An 18,036-nucleotide genomic window follows, 5' to 3' on the forward strand; every position below is an offset into this window, starting at 1 on the left:
TGTTCCCGCAGGCCAGGCAGTTACCCCCACCATCAGTACGCCGATGGCGAACGCAAGAGGGCCAGAACCCACGTGTCGCCCCTCCTCACTAGGGATGTCTTACCCGCCAGGAGTGACAGTCCATGCGGCGCGCCCCGGTTCCCTCCGCTACGGGCGAACACCCTTGCGCCGCCCAACAGCTCCGCACGCCCCCATTTGAGAAACTCTGCGCACTCATCCGACAACGCTGCGTAACCCGCGAGGGTTCCCGGCGGTTGCTCCGGACATGGTCTCCATCGTGCCCATCGTGCCCCTGCCCCGTCGGCCGCTCGACGCGGGCGACCCGGTGCGGGAGTGGTACGAGAACGCGCTCGGCTGGGCCACCGCACCGGGCCCTGAGCGCCTTCAGCTGCTGACGGGGCTGCGCTTCGACGTACTGGAGCTGCCCGCGGAGGCGGGACGTGCAGTGCTGCGGCGGCTGGACCCCGGATGTCCGGTGGCCCTGCAGGGGGAGACGATGCGCCTGCTGGTGGCCGCGGGCAGCGCGGAGGAGCTGCCCGGGCTGCTCGACTGGCTGGAGTGGGGGGCGCTGCCCCTCGATCTCACCGTGGTCGGTGCGGGCGGGCGGATCGACGCGCCCGCGCCCCCGGGAGTGCCGGACCCGCAGGAGGCCGCTGTCTGGGTGCGGCCCCCCGAGGCCGGACGCGACGTCGAGCCGACACTTCCGGCTCTGACGGCGCTGTCGGCCGTAGGGGGCGGTGGGGGCGCCCCCGGTCTCGTACGGCTGGTGGAAACGGCGGCGACTCAGTGCCACCGGATCCGGCTGCGACGTGCCTGCGCTCAGCCGTTGGCCTTCTCGTAGGCCTCACGGATGGACGCGGGGACACGGCCGCGGTCGTTGACCTCGTAACCGTTCTCCTTGGCCCAGGCACGGATCTGCGCCGTGTCCTGGCTGCCGCCGGCCACCGCGGCGCGCGCCTTGCCACGTCCGCCGGCGGAACGGCCTCCGGTGCGACGGCCACCCTTGAGATACGGCTCAAGAAGTCCGCGGAGCTTGTCCGCGTTGGCGGTGGTGAGGTCGATCTCGAAAGTCTTGCCGTCCAACGCAAACGTCACGGTCTCGTCCGCCTCGCCACCGTCGAGGTCGTCGACAAGAAGGACCTGAACCTTCTGTGCCACCGGATTTCCTTTCATCGATATCTGCAGGGCCGGACCCCACGACCTCAGTCGTTGATTCGCCGTCCCCTTGTTATATGCAGTACGCAGTACGTCGGAAAGCAAACCGCTTTTGCTGGAAAAACACAAACCCCTGGGAGAGATCCAGTAGAGGCCAAGGACCCCGAGAAGCCCGGAAAGATGCGCGTTTCGGACATAGGGCACCTGGGCAGGGAGCCGCTCAGGAATACCGGGGGGGGCGATCACAGATGCAGAAGCATCCGGCTGTTGCCCAAGGTGTTCGGTTTCACTCGTTCGAGACCGAGGAACTCCGCGACACCCTCGTCATAGGAACGCAAGAGCTCGCTGTAGACATCGGTGTCGATCGTATCGACGGGTGCCTCTCCGATCTCCACGAAGCCGTGGTTCGCGAAGAACTCCACTTCGAAGGTGAGACAGAAAACCCGGCGAACACCGATCCAGCGCGCGGTCTGCAGCAACTTCTGAAGCAGCTGATGACCGACACCAGCGCCCCTGACCACCGGATTCACGGCTAGGGTACGGACTTCCGCGAGGTCTTCCCACATCACATGCAGGGCGCCGCAGCCGACGACCTCCGCGTTGTCGTCGCGTTCCGCGACCCAGAACTCCTGGATGTCCTCGTAAAGCGTCACGGTGGCTTTGTCGAGCAGGATCCCCTCGCGGCTGTACGCGTCGAGGAGTCGGCGCACGGCCGGCACATCGGCCGTCCTCGCCCTGCGTACGGTGACTGCTTTTGCGGTGACTTCGGGGAGCTGTGCTGGCATGAGCGGACGCTATCGCCCGTCGTCCGTTGCCGGCTCCCCGGGTCCTTCAGGTTCCTCGGGCCCTTCGGCTGCTTCAGACGCTTCGGGCTGTTCGGAGTCCTGTGGCTCTTCACGCCCTTCGCCGGCTCCAGATCCTTCCGGCTCTTGAGTCGTGAGGGTCTGCGCCTGAGGTCCCTGCACCATGCGCACGGCATCGCTCAGCGCTTCGCGTTGTTCCGGCGACATCATGCCGAAGAAGGCGACGAGAGCCGCCGCCGGGTTGTCACTCTGGGACCATGCGTCGTTCATCAGCGCGGCGGAGTAGGCGGCGCGGGTGGAGACGGCCTCATATCGATAGGCCCGGCCTTCCGCTTCGCGGCGCACCCAGCCCTTCTGGTGGAGATTGTCCAAAACGGTCATGACCGTGGTGTAGGCGATGGACCGTTCCTGCTGGAGGTCTTCCAGGACTTCGCGAACCGTCACGAGGCGGTTCCACTTCCACACCCGTGTCATCACTGCGTCTTCGAGTTCTCCCAATGGGCGCGGCACGAGCAGCACACTAGTGGCAGAAGTCGGCAATAGGGCACCGGACGTGGCGAACGGCGCCGAATAACGACAAAAAGGGCGCCCGGTGGGGGCGCCCTTCTCAGATGTCGCTCAGCTGCGGGCCGGCCTGGCGGGCCGCCTCGGCGCGGGCGATCGCCGCGTCGACGGCCGCGTCCTCCTTGGCCTTCTTGTCGCCGCCCTGGGACTTCACGATCGTCACGATGAGACCGATGAAGAAGACGGCCATCACTACGGGGGGCACGAGCGCGGAGACGTAGTCCATGCCCCCAGAGTAGCTATCCGACGGCGAGCTCCTGCGGCGGGGCCGCAGGGGGCGCGGGGCGGCGCTTGGGCGGGAAGACCTCGGCCGGGGTGGGCATGGGGCGCGGCGGGGCCGGGGGGTTCGCCGGGGGCCTGGGGTCGGATGCCGGCTTCCCGGTGGCGGCGAGGCCCCCGGGCAGGGCGAGCAGCCGGGTACGGGAGGCCGGGACGCGGGGCTGTGCGCCGCGCGTTTCCGCGCGCGCCGGTGCCCAGCCCTCGAGTCTGGCCCGCACGTCGCGCTCGGCGAGCGTGCGGCAGCGTTCGAGGAGGATGGCGGCGGAGGGGTTGGCGCGCAGGGCGCGCAGGGCGGCGAGGTCGTCGGCGCCGGGCTGGTAGCCCGCCGCGAGCACCTCGTCGAGCAGTTCCAGATAGCCGGTGGTGGTGCCGGGCAGGGCGGCCCGGTAGCGGGCGAGGTCGGCCAGCAGGAAGGCGCGGATGCGGGCGCCTTCGTCGGCTGCCTCGTCGACCGATTCGGCGAGCCGGAGGCAGTCCTGGATGTCCTCGGCGGAGACGGGACTCGGGTGAAGGGCAAGGGCGAGGGCGCGTCGGAGCACACGCAGCTCTTCAGCGCCGAACGCCATGCCGCCGCGGTTTCCGTAGGGCGTGGGCATGGGCCGACGATACGCAGCACGACGGACAAAATCCGCTTAACCGCCAATTTGCGGCGTGGCTCACCGCCGGGCCGCCCACCTGGGTCACTCGGCCCTGAGCCACTCGCCCCGGGTCACTCGCCCCCGGGGCACTCTGCCCAGGTCACTCCGCCCGGCGGCGCGACATGGCGAACACGATCGCGCCCACGCCGAGCGCCGCCGCGGCCGCCGCGGCCAGCCACGGCAGGAACCCCGCACCGGTCGCCGCCATGGACCCGGACGTGCCCGAAGTCCCCGAGCCGCCCGACGTCACGGAGGCCGTGGCGGAAGCGGAGGGCGAGGGGGTCGCGGTGCCGCCCGAGGCCGACGGGGACGGCGACGGGGAGGAAGAGGCGTCACCGACGGTGATCGCCGCCTCGTCGTTCGACTGGTCCGGGTCGTTCAGGACGATCCCGTCGCCGGGGCGCACGGTGACCGTGCCGCGGGCGGCGCCGGCGGCGAGGTCCTTCTCGTAGCCGACCTGGAAGCGGTACATCTGGCCGTCGCCGCTCTCCTCGGAGACGGTGTCCGGGCAGAGGTAGCGGCGGTGGCCCGGCTCGAAGGGCGAGGTCTTGCCGCCGGTGTACGTGTAGCAGTTGCCGCTCGCCTGGTCGTCGGGCTCCTCGTCGACGCCCACGCTCTTGGCGACGACGCCCTCGGGGAGCGTCACCTCGGCGTAGGCCACGGGCTTGCCGTCGGGGTGGGCGATCACGGCGGGGCCCGCGTTGCGCAGGCCGAAGGCCAGCGGGTGGGTGGAGCCCTTCTTGCCGGGCACGAGGACGGCGCCGACCGCGAGGAAATCGGCGGCGTTGTCGGCGTCGTACGTCACCCGGCGGCTGTCGGCGAAGTCCTTGCCCGTGGCGGGGGTCAGGGTGAGCGCTGCGCCCTTGCCGGGGGTGCCGCCGGTGTCTGTACCGGAGGAGGCCGGGAGGGCCTCTGCGGTGATGTCGGTCCAGGTGTGGAAGGCGTCCTTGCCGAGGGACCCTTCGAGCGGGTCGGAGAATCCAACCGTGTCACCCGGGGCGATCGCCGTCTTGAAGACGCAGGTCACGTCGGCGTCGTCCCTGCCGAAGTCGCCCGGCAGATAGAGGCAGTTGCTGTGCTTCCCGGCGAACGCGACCCCCGGGCTGCTCGTGAGGCGGACGGTGATCTGTTCGGTGGGCAGGTCGCCGGTGTTGCGCAGGACCACGGGGTAGTCGACGGACTGGCCGGGCGTCAGGCCGGACCTGGCGGGCAGTGCGGCGACCTGGATCTTCGGGGAACCGATGACGACCTTGGAGGTCTCGGTGTCGGGGGTCGCCTTGTCCGCCGTGACCTCGTAACGCAGCGTTCCGGTGTCGCCGGGCTTCGTGCCGGCGACCGCGCTGAGCGTGAAGGGCTCGAACGGGCCGTGCAGATTGCCGTTGTCCAGGCACGTGACAACGGCGCCGTCCGTCGTGCACTGGTCGTTCTTGGCCTTGATCGTGGCGATGCCCTTCAGGCCGCTCGCATCGATCACCAACTTGGCGTTCTGCGGCAGCGGGAGCCCGTCCACTCCGTCGTCGGCGAAGCCGTAGCCCACCTCGGGGGCGATGGCCGTGCCCGCCGCCGGGACGGCTATCTGCGCGGGCGCCGTGATGACCGCGTAGGGCTGGGTGGGGGGCGTGGGGCCGTCCGCGGCCCGGGCGGTGGCGCTCGTGAGACCGACCCCGGTCAGCGTGATCGCCGCCGTCGCAGCCGCCAACTGTCTGCCCTTACGCCACATTTCGCCCCACATCCCTCGCATGCCGACTCGTGCCCCGTCTCTGCGGAGACGAGCGAAGCGTACGAACGGTTGCGCCCTTCGCGCACGCCCTGTCGAAAGTCCGTGCGCGAAGGGGCAGTTGAGGCGCCGCCAAATAGGCATGCTGCCGAAAAGGTCAGCCGCCGAAATTACCGGCCGCCGAACGGGCGTGCTGCCGAACGGGCGTGCTGCCGAAGCGGCGTCAGGAGCGAGAGATGTTCCGCTCATAGACCAGGCGCAGGCCGATCAGCGTCAGCCACGGCTCGTGCTCGTCGATCACCGCGGCCTCACCGAGCACCATGGGCGCCAGGCCTCCGGTGGCGATGACGGTCACGTCGTCCGGGTCGTCGGCGAGTTCGCGCGCCATGCGGGTCACGACGCCGTCGACCTGGCCCGCGAAGCCGTACAGGATGCCGGACTGCATGGCCTCGACGGTGTTCTTGCCGATGACGCTGCGCGGGCGGGCGATCTCGATCTTGCGGAGCTGGGCGCCCTTGACGCCCAGGGCCTCCACGGAGATCTCGATGCCGGGGGCGATGACTCCGCCGGCGTACTCCCCGCGCGCGGAGACCGCGTCGAAGGTGGTCGCCGTGCCGAAGTCGACGACGATGGCGGGCCCCCCGTAGAGCTCGACCGCCGCCACCGCGTTGATGATGCGGTCGGCGCCGACCTCCTTGGGGTTGTCCATGAGGATCGGGACGCCGGTCTTGATGCCGGGCTCCACGAGGACGGCGGGCACGTCTCCGTAGTAGCGCCGGGTGACCTCGCGCAGCTCGTGCAGGACCGAGGGGACGGTGGAGCAGATCGCGATGCCGTCGATGCCGTCGCCGAGTTCGTCGCCGAGCAGCGGGTGCATGCCCATCAGGCCCTGAAGGAGCACGGCGAGTTCGTCGGCGGTGCGGCGGGCGTCGGTGGAGATGCGCCAGTGCTCGACGATCTCCTCCCCGTCGAACAGGCCGAGGACGGTGTGCGTGTTGCCTACGTCGATGGTGAGCAGCATGGCGACTACTCCGCCGCGCGCAGGTCGAGGCCGATGTCCAGGATCGGCGACGAGTGGGTCAGCGCGCCCACCGCGAGGAAGTCGACACCCGTCGCGGCGTACTCGCGCCCGTTCGCCAGGGTCAGCCGGCCCGAGGACTCCAGGAGGGCGCGGCCGCCCACGATCGCGACGGCCTCCTGGGTCTGCGCGGGCGTGAAGTTGTCCAGGAGGATCAGGTCGGCGCCCGCCTCCACGACCTCGCGCAGCTGGTCCAGAGTGTCGACCTCGACCTCGACGGCGAGGCCGGGGAAGGACTCCCGTACGGCCTTGAAGGCCTGCGCGACGCCGCCGGCGGCGACCACGTGGTTGTCCTTGACCAGGGCCGCGTCGGAGAGCGACATGCGGTGGTTGACGCCGCCGCCCATGCGGACGGCGAACTTCTCCAGGGAGCGCAGGCCGGGCGTCGTCTTGCGGGTGTCGCGGACCTTCGCCGTGGTCCCCTCCAGCGCGTCCGCCCACGCGCGCGTGGCGGTCGCGATGCCGGACAGGCGGCACAGGATGTTGAGGGCGCTGCGCTCGGCGGTCAGCAGGTCGCGGGTGCGGGTGGTGACGCTGAGGAGCTTCTGCCCGGCGGTGATCCGGTCGCCGTCCTCTGCGTGCCGCTCGACCTCGAACTCGTCCGTGCAGACCACGGAGAGCACGGCCTCGGCGACGCGCAGGCCCGCCACGACGCCGTCCTCGCGGGCGGTGAAGTCGGCGGTGGCGACGGCGTCCTCGGGGATGGTGGCGACCGTGGTGACGTCCACGCCGCCGGAAGCCATGTCGAGGTCTTCGGCGATGGCCATGTGCGCGATGTCCTCGACCTCCACGGGGTCGAGCCCCGCGTCGGCCAGGAGCTGGGAGAGGGCGGGGTCGAGGCCGCACTCCATCATGTCGGCGTCGGCTCCGCCGCAGCCGCAGCCGTCGCCGCAGCCGCCGCTCTCGGCGAGGGGGAGGTCGGGGGTACTCACGTCTCTCACTGCTCCTGCTGGTTTGTACGGCACTCGGGGCGGGTCGGGGGGAATTCTGCGGTGGGCGTGGTGTGCGCGGCCAGCGTCCGGTCGGGATTCAGCCGTACGACGATGTGGCGGCGCCAGGCCGCGTCATCGCGGTCGGCGTGGTCCTCGCGCCAGTGGCAGCCGCGGGTCTCCTCGCGGCGGCGGGCCGCGGCGACGAGGACGCGGGCGACGCACAGGAGATTGGTGGCCTCCCAGGTGTCGACGCCGGGCTCCGCGGTCTTGCCGTTCTCCGCGAGAGCGCCCGCCGCTTCGGCGTGGATGCGGCCGAGTCCCGCGGCGGCGTCGGCGAGGGAGTCCGCGGAGCGCAGCACGCCGGCGCCCTGCGTCATGACGCGCTGGATGGCGAACCGCGCCTCGGGCGGCATCAGGGGGTGGGTCGGGGTCTCCGGGTGCGGGACGGGCACGGGCACGCGCGCGTGGAGACCGTTCTCCCGGTGGCTCGCGGCGATGTCGTCCGCGATGCGCTCGGCGTAGACCAGGCCCTCCAGGAGGGAGTTGGAGGCGAGGCGGTTCGCGCCGTGGACGCCGGTGCAGGCGACCTCTCCGCACGCGTACAGGCCCGGGACCGTCGTGCGGCCCTGGAGGTCCGTGCGGACGCCTCCGGAGGCGTAGTGCGCGGCGGGCGCCACGGGGATGGGCTCGGTGACCGGGTCGATGCCGTGGGCGCGGCAGGCGGCGAGGATCGTGGGGAACCGGGTCTCCCACATCTCGGCGCCGAAGTGCCGGGCGTCCAGGTACATGTGCTCGGCGCCCAGCTCCTGCATGCGGCGCGTGATGCCCTTGGCGACGATGTCGCGGGGCGCGAGCTCGGCCAGTTCGTGCTGGCCGACCATGAAGCGGACCCCGTCGGCGTCGACGAGGTGGGCGCCCTCGCCGCGTACGGCCTCGGAGACGAGCGGCTGCTGGCCCTCCGCGTCCGCGCCGAGGAAGAGCACGGTCGGGTGGAACTGCACGAACTCCAGGTCGGAGACCTCCGCGCCCGCGCGCAGGGCGAGCGCGACGCCGTCGCCGGTGGAGACGTACGGATTGGTCGTGGCGGAGAAGACCTGGCCCATGCCGCCGGTCGCGAGGACCACGGCGGGCGCGAGCGCGGCGCCGACGCCGTCGTGCTGGCCCTCCCCCATGACGTGCAGGGAGACGCCCGCCGTGCGGCCGTCGGCGTCCGTGAGGAGGTCGAGGACCAGGGCGTTCTCGACGGTCCTGATGCCACGCGCGCGTACCGCCTCGACGAGGGCGCGGGAGATCTCGGCGCCGGTGGCGTCGCCGCCCGCGTGCGCGATGCGGCGGCGGTGGTGGCCGCCCTCCCGGGTGAGCGCGAGGGCGCCGTCGGCCGACTCGTCGAAGTGGGCGCCGGTCGCGATGAGCCGCCGTACGGCGCCGGGGCCCTCCGTGACGAGGGTGCGGACCGCTTCCTCGTCGCACAGGCCCACGCCCGCGACGAGCGTGTCGTCGAGATGCTGCTCGGGGGTGTCGCCCTCGCCGAGCGCCGCGGCGACGCCGCCCTGTGCCCAGCGCGTGGAGCCGTCGTCGAGGCGGGCCTTGGTGACGACGACGGTCCGCAGTCCGGCCGCCTGGCAGCGCAGGGCCGCGGTGAGCCCGGCGACACCGGAGCCGACGATCACGACATCGGCGGTGACGGACCAGCCGGGCGCGGGCGCGTGCAGGCGTATGCCGGTCGCTGTACCGGTGGCTGTGGTCCCTGTGGCACTCATACGGGAGCTCCGAAGGTCAGGGGGATGTTGTCGATCAGCCGCGTCGCACCGACCCTGGCGGCGACGGCGAGCACGGCTTCTCCGGTGTAGCCGCGCTTCACGTCGGTGAAGTCGGCCGGGTCCACGAGGGCGAGGTAGTCCAGCATGAGCGGCGGCCGGACCCGGGCGGCCTCGTCGAGGACCTGGCGGGCCGCGGCGCGGACGGCTTCGGGGCCGCCGGGCGACGCCTTCGCGACGGCGTGCGCGTCGGCCGCGGCACGAGCCTCGCCTATCGCGTTCAGGGCATCGGCGCGCGCGTGCGTGGAGGGCGCCTCGTGGGCACGAGCGCGCAGGGCCTCCTGGGCGGCGTGCCGGTCGCGGCCGGCGAAGAGCGCCTGGGACAGAGCGAGCGCGGTGCGCCGCTCTTCGGCGGAGAGGTAGCGGTTGCGGCTGGAGAGGGCCAGGCCGTCGTCCTCGCGCACGGTGGGTACGCCGACGATCTCCACGGGGAAGTTCAGGTCGCGCACCATGCGGCGGACCAGGGCGAGCTGCTGGGCGTCCTTCTGCCCGAACAGCGCGATGTCGGCGGCGGTCAGGTGCAGCAGCTTGGCGACGACGGTGAGCATGCCGTCGAAGTGGCCGGGTCGTGAGGCGCCTTCGAGGCGCTCGCCCATGGGGCCCGCGGCGACGCGGACCTGGGGCTCGCCGCCGGGGTAGACCTCTTCCGCGGAGGGCGCGAACACGACATCGGCGCCCGCCTGCTCGGCGATCTTGACGTCGGAGTCGAGGGTGCGCGGATAGCGGTCCAGGTCCTCGCCCGCGCCGAACTGGAGCGGGTTCACGAAGACCGTCGTCACCACTTCTCCGTCGGCGCCCGCGATCGAGCGGGCCGTGCGGATCAGTTCGGCGTGGCCGTCGTGCAGGGCGCCCATCGTCATGACGACGGCGCGCCGGCCCGCACGCGTGCGCGTGCGCAGGTCATCGGCGGTGTGCAGCACTGTGGTCATCGCTTGTCTCCCTCGGCGCCGTCGGCCAGGACCCCCAGCAGGTCCTCGGCGAGTTCGGGCTTGAGCAGACCGTGCGCGAGGGCACGGTCGGCGGTGGCGCGGGCCATCGCCAGATACCCGGCGACGGTCTCGGGCGCGTGCTTCCGCAGCTCGGCGACATGGGCGGCGACCGTGCCCGCGTCCCCGCGCGCGACGGGCCCGGTGAGCGCCGCGTCACCGGACCTGAGGGCGTTGTCGAGGGCCGCGCCGAGCAGCGGGCCGAGCATCCGGTCGGGGGCTTCGACACCCGCGGTCCGGAGCAGTTCCATGGACTCGGCGACCAGCGTGACCAGGTGGTTCGCGCCGAGGGCGAGCGCCGCGTGGTACAGCGGGCGCGACTCCTCGCGGATCCACTCGGGCTCGCCGCCCATCTCGATGACGAGCGCCTCCGCGGCGAGCCGCAGCTCCTCGGGCGCGGTCACGCCGAAGGCGCAGCCGGCCAGCCGCTGTACGTCTACGGGGGTGCCGGTGAACGTCATGGCGGGGTGCAGCGCGAGCGGCAGGGCGCCGGCCCGCAGCGCGGGGTCGAGCACCTTCGTGCCGTAGCGCCCCGAGGTGTGCACGATCAGCTGTCCCGGGCGTACGGAACCGGTCTCGACGAGCCCTTCCACGAGGCCGGGCAGCGCGTCGTCGGGCACCGTGAGGAGCACGAGTTCGGCGCGCGCGAGGACCTCGGCGGGCGTCACGACGGGGACGTCGGGCAGCATGAGGCCGGCCCGGCGCACGGATGCCTCGGAGACCGCGGAGACGGCGACCGGGCGGTGCCCCGCGAGGGCCAGGGAGGCCGCGAGGGCGGGGCCGACACGGCCCGCGCCGACCACTCCGACGGTGAGCCGGGCGGGGCGGTCCCTTGGGTCGGTGGGTTCAGGTCGAGGAGGTGCGTTCACAGGACGACGGCCTTCCGTTCCAGTCCGCTCGGGGTACCGGACGATTTCTCGTCATGTTAACGCGATCTGCTCCACGGGCTCCGGTCCGTCCACAGGCTGTGGGCAACCGCACGCGCGTACGACATCATCGGCGGATGACGGAAAGCGAAGAGCGGGAGAACCCCGCGGCGGACGACGCGACGAAGGCGCGGGAGCGCCGCGCCGCGGCCGTGCGGGGCGCCGAGCGGATCCTGGGCGTGCACGGCCTCGACGCCACCATCGGTGAGCGTCTGACGGCCCTCACGGAGGCCGCGTGGTCCGTCACCGACCCGGGCCGGACCGGCGATCTGTACGGCGACGGCATCGTCGCCGACCTGGAGGAGCGCGTGGCGGGGCTCCTCGGTACTGAGGCGGCCGCCTACTTCCCCACCGGCACGATGGCGCAGCAGGTCGCCCTGCGCTGCTGGGCGGGCCGTACGGGGAACCCGACGGTCGCCCTGCACCCGATGGCACACCCGGAGCGGCACGAGCGCGGCGCCTTCAGCGCGCTGAGCGGCCTGCGCACCGTCCACCCGACGACCGAGCCGCGGCTGCCCGACGCCGACGAGGTGCGCGACTTCGCAGAGCCCTTCGGCGCGCTGATGCTCGAACTGCCCCTCCGGGACGCCGGTTACGTGCTGCCCACGTGGGACGAGCTGGTCGCCGTCACCGAGGCGGCCAGGGAACGGGACGCCGTCGTGCACTTCGACGGGGCGCGCCTGTGGGAGTGCACCACCCACTTCGGGCGCTCCCTGGCCGAGATCGCCGACCTCGCCGACAGCGTGTACGTGTCGTTCTACAAGACCCTCGGCGGCCTCAGCGGAGCGGCGCTCGCCGGGCCCCGGTCGTTCATCGAGGAGGCGAAGACCTGGCGCCACCGCTACGGCGGCCAGCTCTTCCAGCAGTTCCCCGCGGTGCTCTCGGCCCTGATCGGCCTGGAGCGGGAGCTGCCGCGTGTGCCCGAGTACGTGGCTCACGCGCGCGTGGTCGCCGAGGCGCTGCGCGAAGGCTTCACCGAGGCCGGGGTGCCGTGGGTGCGGGTGCACCCCGAGGTTCCGCACACGCACGAGTTCCAGGTCTGGCTGCCGTACGCCTCCGAACGGCTCGACGAGGCGTCGGTGACGCAGGCCGAGCAGACCCGGACGTCGCTGTTCCGGCGCTGGCACGAGCAGGGCCCTCCGGGGCTTTCGGTCACCGAGGTCACGGTCTCCGCGCGCGGGCTCGAATGGACCGCCGACGACGTCCGCGCGGCCGTCGCGGACTTCGTGGCACTGATCCCCCCGGAGACCGCCGCCCAGGACGCCTGACCGGCGTCCGTCAGAGGCCGGCAGGTCAGCAGCCCGCCGCGCCGCGGTGCGGGTGGATCAGGCGGGACAGGGCCGCCCGGATCCGGCCGTGCGCCGGGCGGCCGGCGACGACCGCGCGGAAGCGGCGGTAGTCGCGCAGCTCACGGATGGTGCTCCAGTCGTGGACGCCCGGCGCCGGCGGGGCGGGCTCCCCGTGCAGGGAAGCGCGGTAGACATCCAGTGCGTACTGCTGATTGATGCTCATGACGTACCCCTCACTGGTCTTCTCATTGTCACGTCATGACGAAGAATGCGGCTATTCGTAGAGCTTTATTTGCTTTGCAGGGCTTTATTGGCACTGTCTGGCATTCATCGCTCTTTGCCGCTTCGGTCCGACCTAAAGGAGACTCCGCCCGGCGGCCCCGCCCGGTCACGTGGATTGACGGGAGCCGTCAATCGAGAACTCGGTTGTCCGACCCTGCGTGCACCATGGGGTCATGAGCGTGAGCATCGACATCAGCGGGCTGGCCCCGGAGCAGATCAGTGTCGTGCCCTCACCCCTGTCCGAGCTGGGCATGGCGCTGCACGCGCTGGCCGAGCCCGCGCACCACCCGGGGCTCCAGGGCTGGACGACCGCGGTGTCCGCGCGCCTCGACCCGTGCCTCGCGGACCGGCTCTGCGAGGCGGACTTCCTGTGGCGGGCGACGTTCTCGGACGTGTTCGCGCCGTTCGCCGGGATCCCGGGCCGGGCCACCCTGCCCGGCGCCACCCTCGCCGAAGAGCTCGACCTGCTAGACAAGCTGACCGACCGTCAGTTCGTGGACGCGGCACTCGAGTTCACCTGCCAGAACAGCTACGCGTTGCGCGGGGCCAACCCGCTGGACGACCCGGACATGCGCCGTCGCGCCCTGGATCTCGCGGCCACGCGCGGGCTGCCCCAGGTCCAGTTCACCCAGCGGCTCCTGGACGACCCGCCCGCCGTGCGCGCCTGGTTCCGCCGGCTCGTGGAGGACTGCGAGGAGGCGTTCTTCGCGGACATCTGGGCCCGCGTCCACCACCAGCTGGCGGCCGACGCCCGGCACAAGACCGAGCTCCTGAGGCGCAAGGGCCTGGCCGAGGCACTGACGGCGGTGTCGTCGGTCGTCACGCTCGACGAGACGGCGAACCTGATCACCGTCGACAAGATCACCGTGGGCCGCACGACCACGGAGGACGGCGGCCTCGTCCTCGTGCCGACCAGCCTCGGCTGGCCGCACCTCATGGTGCTGCACCGCTTCGGATGGCAGCCGGCGATCACGTATCCCGTCGGCTCACCCGGCCTCACCACACCGGCGACCGTCGAGCAGCTCACGCGCCGGATGACGGCCCTCGCGCACCCCGTACGCATGCGTCTGTGCCGCCATCTCGCACGCGGCGCGTACACGACGAGCGAGCTCTCCGACGCGCACGGGATGACGGCACCGGAGATATCCCGGCATCTGACCGTGCTCAAGAAGGCGGGCCTGATCACCACGCGCCGCCGGGGCCGCTACGTCCAGCACCAGCTGGATCTGACGGCCGTCGCCCGCCTGGGCAGCGACTTCATCGAGGGCGTACTGCGCTGACCGCTCGGGAAGGTCAGGCAGCTCCTCCGCCGGCCCGTACGAGCCCCGTCTCGTAGGCGAGTACGACGACCTGGACGCGGTCGCGCAGGTTCAGCTTGGTGAGGATGCGGCCCACGTGCGTCTTCACGGTCGCCTCCGACAGGACGAGCCGGGCGGCGATCTCGCCGTTCGACAGACCCTGCGCGACGAGGATCATGACCTCGCGCTCGCGCTCGGTGAGCCGGCCGAGCTCGGCGAGCTGCGGCTCCTTCCCGGAGCTGGGCAGCATCGGCGCGAAGCGGTCGAGCAGCCGCCGCGTCGTCGACGGCGCGACCACCGCGTCGCCGCTGTGCACGGCCCTGATCGCGCCGAGCAGCTCGGCGGGCGGCACGTCCTTGAGCATGAACCCCGACGCCCCGGCCTTCAGCCCCGAGAAGGCGTACTCGTCGAGGTCGAACGTCGTCAGGATGAGCACCTTCGGCGGGTTCTCCTCCATGCAGATCCGCCGGGTCGTCTCCACGCCGTCCAGCTTCGGCATGCGGACGTCCATCAGGACCACGTCGACCGCCGTGCCGCGCAGCACCTCCAGAGCCTCGACCCCGTCGCCCGCCTCGGCGACGACCTCCATGTCCGGCTGGGCGTCGAGCACCATCCGGAAGCCGGTGCGCAGCAGCACCTGGTCGTCGACGAGCATCACGCGGATCGCCATGAAGGGGGTCCCTTTCGGTACGTGTACGGGGTCGGGTTCAGTACGTGTACGGCGTCAGTGGGCGGGCTTGAGCGGCAGCAGCGCGCTGATCCGGAATCCACCGCCGGGGCGCGGTCCCGCGTCGAGCGTCCCGCCGACCATACCGACGCGCTCCCGCATGCCGATGAGTCCGTGCCCGCGGCCGTCGGCGCCCCCGTCCTCGTACAGCTCGTGCGGGGCGCCCTTGCCGTCGTCCTCGACGAGCAGGCCGAGGCCGTCGTCGAAGTAGACGAGCCGGACGCTCGCGCCCGCGTTCGCGCCGCCGTGCTTACGGGTGTTGGTGAGCGCCTCCTGCACGATGCGGTACGCGGTCAGCTCGACGCCGCTGGGCAGCGGGCGCGGGGTGCCCTCGACCTTGAAGTCGACGGGCAGGCCCGCCGTGCGCACCTGCTCGATCAGCTCGTCGAGCTGCTCGACGTCGGGCTGCGGCACGTACTCGCCGCTCTCCTGGTGCTCACCGGTGCGCAGCACTCCGAGCAGGCGCCGCATCTCGGCGAGCGCCTGCCGGCCGGTCCCGGAGATCGTCTCCAGGGCCTTCCTCGCCTGCTCGGGAGCCGTGTCCATGACGTACGCGGCACCGTCCGCCTGCACCACCATCACCGACACGTTGTGGGCGACGACGTCGTGCAGCTCGCGCGCGATCCGGGCCCGCTCGGCGGCGACCGCGACCTTCGACTGGGCCTCGCGCTCCTTCTCCAGACGCGCGGCGCGCTCCTCCAGCTGCGCCAGGTAGGCGCGGCGCGTGCGGACGGAGTCGCCGAGCACCCAGGCCAGGGCGAACGGCACCATCTGGAAGATGGTGATCAGCACGTTGCCCGCACTGCTCGTCTCGTGCATCGGCCAGCGCAGCTGCGAGAGAGGCGCCGCGCACAGGCCGCCGATGAGCGCGAATCTGGACGCCCAGCGCGGGCTGTCCGCCGCCACGGTGTAGATGATCACCAGCATGGCGAAGTCGGCCGGCTGCACGCGGACGTCCGCGACGAGCTGGTAGACGCCCACCACGGCGATGAGGATCAGCATCCGCTCGGGAACGCGCCTGCGCAGGGCGACGGCCAGGCTCAGCGCCAGGACGACGGGGATGCCCAGGAGGCGGGCGTCGCCCTGCATGTTCTCCTGCCCCGCGATCAGACTCATGCCGGAGACCCCGAGGAGGACGACGGCCCAGAAGCTGTCGACCCACGTCGGGTGTAGGCGGAAGAAGTCGTAGAGGCGCTGCACGTAACCCAGCGTAAAGAAGCGTGCAGTGTGCAGAGGTCAACCGGAGGATCGATCCGAGTACCGCCGGCGTACTCCCCAAGGTGGAGGCCGACCCCTTCTCCACGCCTAGGGCCTCTCGTTCGGATCGGGCTGGAGCCCACGAGCCCAGCCTGCTCCGAACGAGAGGCCCTAGCCTTTTCCTGTGACGAACGAGCGGTGGGGTGCCGGGCGCGGGTGGCGCGAGGCGACGGAGGAGGCGCTGTACGGGCCGTGCGGCTTCTATCGCAGGCCCGAGGGGCCCGCGGGGCATTTCCGCACGTCGGTGCATGCGTCGTCGCTGTTCGCCGGGGCCGTCGCGCGGCTTCTGTGCCGGGTGGACGAGGCGCTCGGGGGCCCGCCGGAACTCGACTTCGTCGACATGGGCGCGGGCCGCGGCGAGCTGGTGACGGGCGTCCTGGGGGCGCTGCCCGCCGAGGTGGCGGCCCGCACGCGCGCGTACGCGGTGGAACGGGCGGAGCGTCCCGTCGGCCTCGACCACCGCATCGAGTGGTGCGCACACCCTCCGAAGGGGGTCACCGGGCTCCTCTTCGCGAACGAGTGGCTCGACAACGTCCCCCTGGACGTCGTCGAGGCCGACGCCTTCGGAGTGCCGCGCCACGTCCTCGTACAGCAGGACGGGACCGAGGAGCTCGGGGAGCCCGTGGTGGACGGGCCGGAGGCGGAGTGGCTCGCCCGGTGGTGGCCGCTCGCCGGCGAACCGGGGCTCCGCGCGGAGATCGGCCTCCCCAGGGACGCCGCCTGGGCCGCGGCCGCGGGGACGCTGGAGCGCGGTGCGGCGGTTGCCGTCGACTACGCGCACTCCCGGGATGCCCGGCCCCCCTTCGGGACTCTCACGGGCTTCCGCGAGGGCCGTGAGACCCCGCCCGTGCCGGAGGGCTCGTGCGACATCACGGCCCATGTGGCGCTCGACGCGTGCGCGCTCCCGGGCGCCCTGCTGCTCACGCAGCGCGCGGCCCTGCACGCCCTCGGGGTGAGCGGCGGCCGTCCGCCGCTGTCGCTCGCCTCCAGCGATCCGGCGGCCTACGTGCGGGCCCTGTCCGGGGCGGGAGAAGCCGCCGAGCTGACCGCGGCGGGCGGACTCGGCGACTTCGGCTGGCTGGTGCAGCCCGTGGGCGTACGGGCGCGGGACCTGCTACTTGTCGATGTCGCCGACGACGAAGAACAGTGACCCGAGGATCGCCACCATGTCCGAGACGAGCGTGCCGGGCAGCAGCTCGGCGAGCGCCTGGATGTTGTTGTACGAGGCGGACCGCAGCTTGAGCCGGTACGGCGTCTTCTCGCCCTTGCTGACCAGGTAGTAGCCGTTGATCCCGAGCGGGTTCTCGGTCCACGCGTACGTGTGGCCCTCGGGCGCCTTGAGGACCTTCGGTAGGCGCTGGTTGACGGGGCCGGGCGGCAGCTCGGCGAGCCGGTCCAGGCAGGCGTCGGCGAGGTCCAGGGCGTTGTGGGTCTGCTCCAGGAGGACCTCGAAGCGGGCCAGGCAGTCACCCTCGCGCCGCGTGACGACCTTCAGGGTGTCCTGGAGCTCCCCGTACGCGAGGTACGGCTCGTCGCGGCGCAGGTCGAAGTCGACGCCGGAGGCCCGGGCGATCGGACCGCTCACTCCGTAGGAGTGCACCGCCTCCGGGGACAGCACGCCCACGTTGCGCGTGCGGCCGCGGAAGATCTCGTTGCCGAGGACCAGGTCGTCGTACACGCCCATGCGCGAGCGCACCGAGGCGACCGCCTCACGCGCGCGGGTGGTCCAGCCGGCCGGCACGTCCTCCTTGAGGCCACCGACGCGGTTGAACATGTAGTGCATGCGGCCGCCGGACATCTCCTCCATGACGTTCTGGAGTTCCTCGCGCTCCCGGAAGGCATAGAACACCGGAGTGATTCCGCCCAGTTCGAGCGGGTACGAACCAAGGAACATCAGGTGGTTGAGGACCCGGTTCAGCTCCGCGAGCAGGGTGCGCAGCCACACCGCGCGCTCAGGGACCTCCATGCCGAGCATCCGCTCGACGGCGAGGACGACCCCGAGTTCGCTCGAGAAGGCGGAGAGCCAGTCGTGGCGGTTGGCCAGCATCACGATCTGCCGGTAGTCGCGGGCCTCGAAGAGCTTCTCCGCGCCGCGGTGCATATAGCCGATGACCGGCTCGGCCTGCTGGATGCGCTCGCCGTCGAGGACGAGGCGCAGGCGCAGCACCCCGTGCGTGGACGGGTGCTGCGGGCCGATGTTGAGCACCATGTCGGTGGTCTCGGCGGCGCCGCCGATGCCGACCGTCGTCTCCGTCGTGGGCGTCATGGGAACAGTGTCTCGTACGTAG

The 18,036-nt window shown here is 71.8% G+C and carries 19 protein-coding genes; 4 read left to right on the top strand and 15 right to left on the bottom strand.

The annotated features are described in order from the left end of the window. Positions 1–265 precede the first annotated feature (265 nt). Entirely contained in the window at positions 266–841 is a 576-nt protein-coding gene (locus ACWFR4_RS28540; protein ID WP_453655192.1) for an SCO3374 family protein, read from the top strand. On the opposite strand, the gene ACWFR4_RS28545 is transcribed toward ACWFR4_RS28540, so the two are convergent. The 11 genes from ACWFR4_RS28545 to ACWFR4_RS28595 form a co-directional block, all read right to left on the bottom strand. Continuing rightward, complete coding sequence (locus ACWFR4_RS28545) at positions 820–1,158, bottom strand: histone-like nucleoid-structuring protein Lsr2 (RefSeq protein WP_453458808.1); 339 nt, start codon at positions 1,156–1,158, stop codon at positions 820–822. The two genes, ACWFR4_RS28540 and ACWFR4_RS28545, sit on opposite strands and share 22 nt — an antisense overlap. Before the next feature lie 239 nt (positions 1,159–1,397). Continuing rightward, the gene (locus ACWFR4_RS28550; RefSeq protein ID WP_116511473.1) at positions 1,398–1,940 is read right to left on the bottom strand and encodes an amino-acid N-acetyltransferase; all 543 of its coding nucleotides are present in this window, start codon (positions 1,938–1,940) and stop codon (positions 1,398–1,400) included. 9 nt (positions 1,941–1,949) lie between these two features. Continuing rightward, complete coding sequence (locus ACWFR4_RS28555) at positions 1,950–2,468, bottom strand: BlaI/MecI/CopY family transcriptional regulator (protein WP_453655378.1); 519 nt, start codon at positions 2,466–2,468, stop codon at positions 1,950–1,952. 97 nt (positions 2,469–2,565) lie between these two features. Then, the gene (locus tag ACWFR4_RS28560; protein ID WP_266672987.1) at positions 2,566–2,748 is read right to left on the bottom strand and encodes a hypothetical protein; all 183 of its coding nucleotides are present in this window, start codon (positions 2,746–2,748) and stop codon (positions 2,566–2,568) included. Between the two features lie 13 nt (positions 2,749–2,761). After that, a complete protein-coding gene (locus ACWFR4_RS28565) occupies positions 2,762–3,397 on the bottom strand; it encodes a hypothetical protein (protein WP_453655194.1) in 636 nt (211 codons plus the stop codon). Positions 3,398–3,539: 142 nt separating this feature from the next. Further along, positions 3,540–5,138: a hypothetical protein gene (locus ACWFR4_RS28570; RefSeq protein ID WP_453458803.1), complete on the bottom strand. Its 1,599-nt coding sequence runs from the start codon at positions 5,136–5,138 to the stop codon at positions 3,540–3,542. Between the two features lie 241 nt (positions 5,139–5,379). Continuing rightward, positions 5,380–6,177 (bottom strand): type III pantothenate kinase, encoded by a 798-nt coding sequence (locus tag ACWFR4_RS28575; protein WP_375986166.1) that lies wholly within the window; start codon positions 6,175–6,177, stop codon positions 5,380–5,382. 5 nt (positions 6,178–6,182) lie between these two features. After that, the gene (gene nadC / locus ACWFR4_RS28580) at positions 6,183–7,166 is read right to left on the bottom strand and encodes a carboxylating nicotinate-nucleotide diphosphorylase (RefSeq protein WP_453458801.1); all 984 of its coding nucleotides are present in this window, start codon (positions 7,164–7,166) and stop codon (positions 6,183–6,185) included. Between the two features lie 5 nt (positions 7,167–7,171). Continuing rightward, positions 7,172–8,926 carry an L-aspartate oxidase gene (locus tag ACWFR4_RS28585; RefSeq protein WP_453655196.1) on the bottom strand — a complete coding sequence of 585 codons (1,755 nt, stop codon included), beginning with the start codon at positions 8,924–8,926 and terminating at the stop codon, positions 7,172–7,174. Continuing rightward, a complete protein-coding gene (panC, locus tag ACWFR4_RS28590; RefSeq protein WP_453458795.1) occupies positions 8,923–9,912 on the bottom strand; it encodes a pantoate--beta-alanine ligase in 990 nt (329 codons plus the stop codon). Before panC ends, ACWFR4_RS28585 begins: the two co-directional genes overlap by 4 nt. Then, complete coding sequence (locus tag ACWFR4_RS28595) at positions 9,909–10,838, bottom strand: Rossmann-like and DUF2520 domain-containing protein (RefSeq protein ID WP_453458792.1); 930 nt, start codon at positions 10,836–10,838, stop codon at positions 9,909–9,911. The genes panC and ACWFR4_RS28595 overlap by 4 nt, the downstream gene beginning before the upstream one ends. Before the next feature lie 134 nt (positions 10,839–10,972). Here ACWFR4_RS28595 and ACWFR4_RS28600 point away from each other — a divergent pair, with 134 nt between their 5' ends. After that, the gene (locus ACWFR4_RS28600) at positions 10,973–12,163 is read left to right on the top strand and encodes a threonine aldolase family protein (RefSeq protein ID WP_453458790.1); all 1,191 of its coding nucleotides are present in this window, start codon (positions 10,973–10,975) and stop codon (positions 12,161–12,163) included. Positions 12,164–12,188: 25 nt separating this feature from the next. On the opposite strand, the gene ACWFR4_RS28605 is transcribed toward ACWFR4_RS28600, so the two are convergent. Next, positions 12,189–12,407, bottom strand: coding sequence for a hypothetical protein (locus ACWFR4_RS28605; protein ID WP_453458787.1), 219 nt, complete (start codon positions 12,405–12,407; stop codon positions 12,189–12,191). Between the two features lie 232 nt (positions 12,408–12,639). On the opposite strand from ACWFR4_RS28605, the gene ACWFR4_RS28610 reads away from it, so the two are divergent. Next, a complete protein-coding gene (locus ACWFR4_RS28610; RefSeq protein ID WP_453458785.1) occupies positions 12,640–13,746 on the top strand; it encodes a DUF5937 family protein in 1,107 nt (368 codons plus the stop codon). A 13-nt stretch (positions 13,747–13,759) separates the two neighbouring features. Here the strand turns inward: ACWFR4_RS28610 and ACWFR4_RS28615 are convergent, their stop codons facing one another. Both ACWFR4_RS28615 and ACWFR4_RS28620 read right to left on the bottom strand, forming a co-directional pair. Continuing rightward, complete coding sequence (locus ACWFR4_RS28615; protein WP_453458783.1) at positions 13,760–14,434, bottom strand: response regulator; 675 nt, start codon at positions 14,432–14,434, stop codon at positions 13,760–13,762. Positions 14,435–14,488: 54 nt separating this feature from the next. Continuing rightward, positions 14,489–15,691: a sensor histidine kinase gene (locus ACWFR4_RS28620; RefSeq protein ID WP_453458780.1), complete on the bottom strand. Its 1,203-nt coding sequence runs from the start codon at positions 15,689–15,691 to the stop codon at positions 14,489–14,491. A gap of 181 nt (positions 15,692–15,872) precedes the next feature. Between ACWFR4_RS28620 and ACWFR4_RS28625 the strand changes: the two genes are divergently transcribed. Then, the gene (locus tag ACWFR4_RS28625; protein WP_453655198.1) at positions 15,873–16,898 is read left to right on the top strand and encodes an SAM-dependent methyltransferase; all 1,026 of its coding nucleotides are present in this window, start codon (positions 15,873–15,875) and stop codon (positions 16,896–16,898) included. Here ACWFR4_RS28625 and ACWFR4_RS28630 read toward each other — a convergent pair. Beyond that, positions 16,863–18,014, bottom strand: coding sequence for an NADH-quinone oxidoreductase subunit D (locus ACWFR4_RS28630; RefSeq protein ID WP_453458774.1), 1,152 nt, complete (start codon positions 18,012–18,014; stop codon positions 16,863–16,865). The genes ACWFR4_RS28625 and ACWFR4_RS28630 overlap by 36 nt on opposite strands. Between the last annotated feature and the right edge of the window lie 22 nt (positions 18,015–18,036).

The organism is Streptomyces sp. NPDC055140 (genome assembly GCF_053607285.1).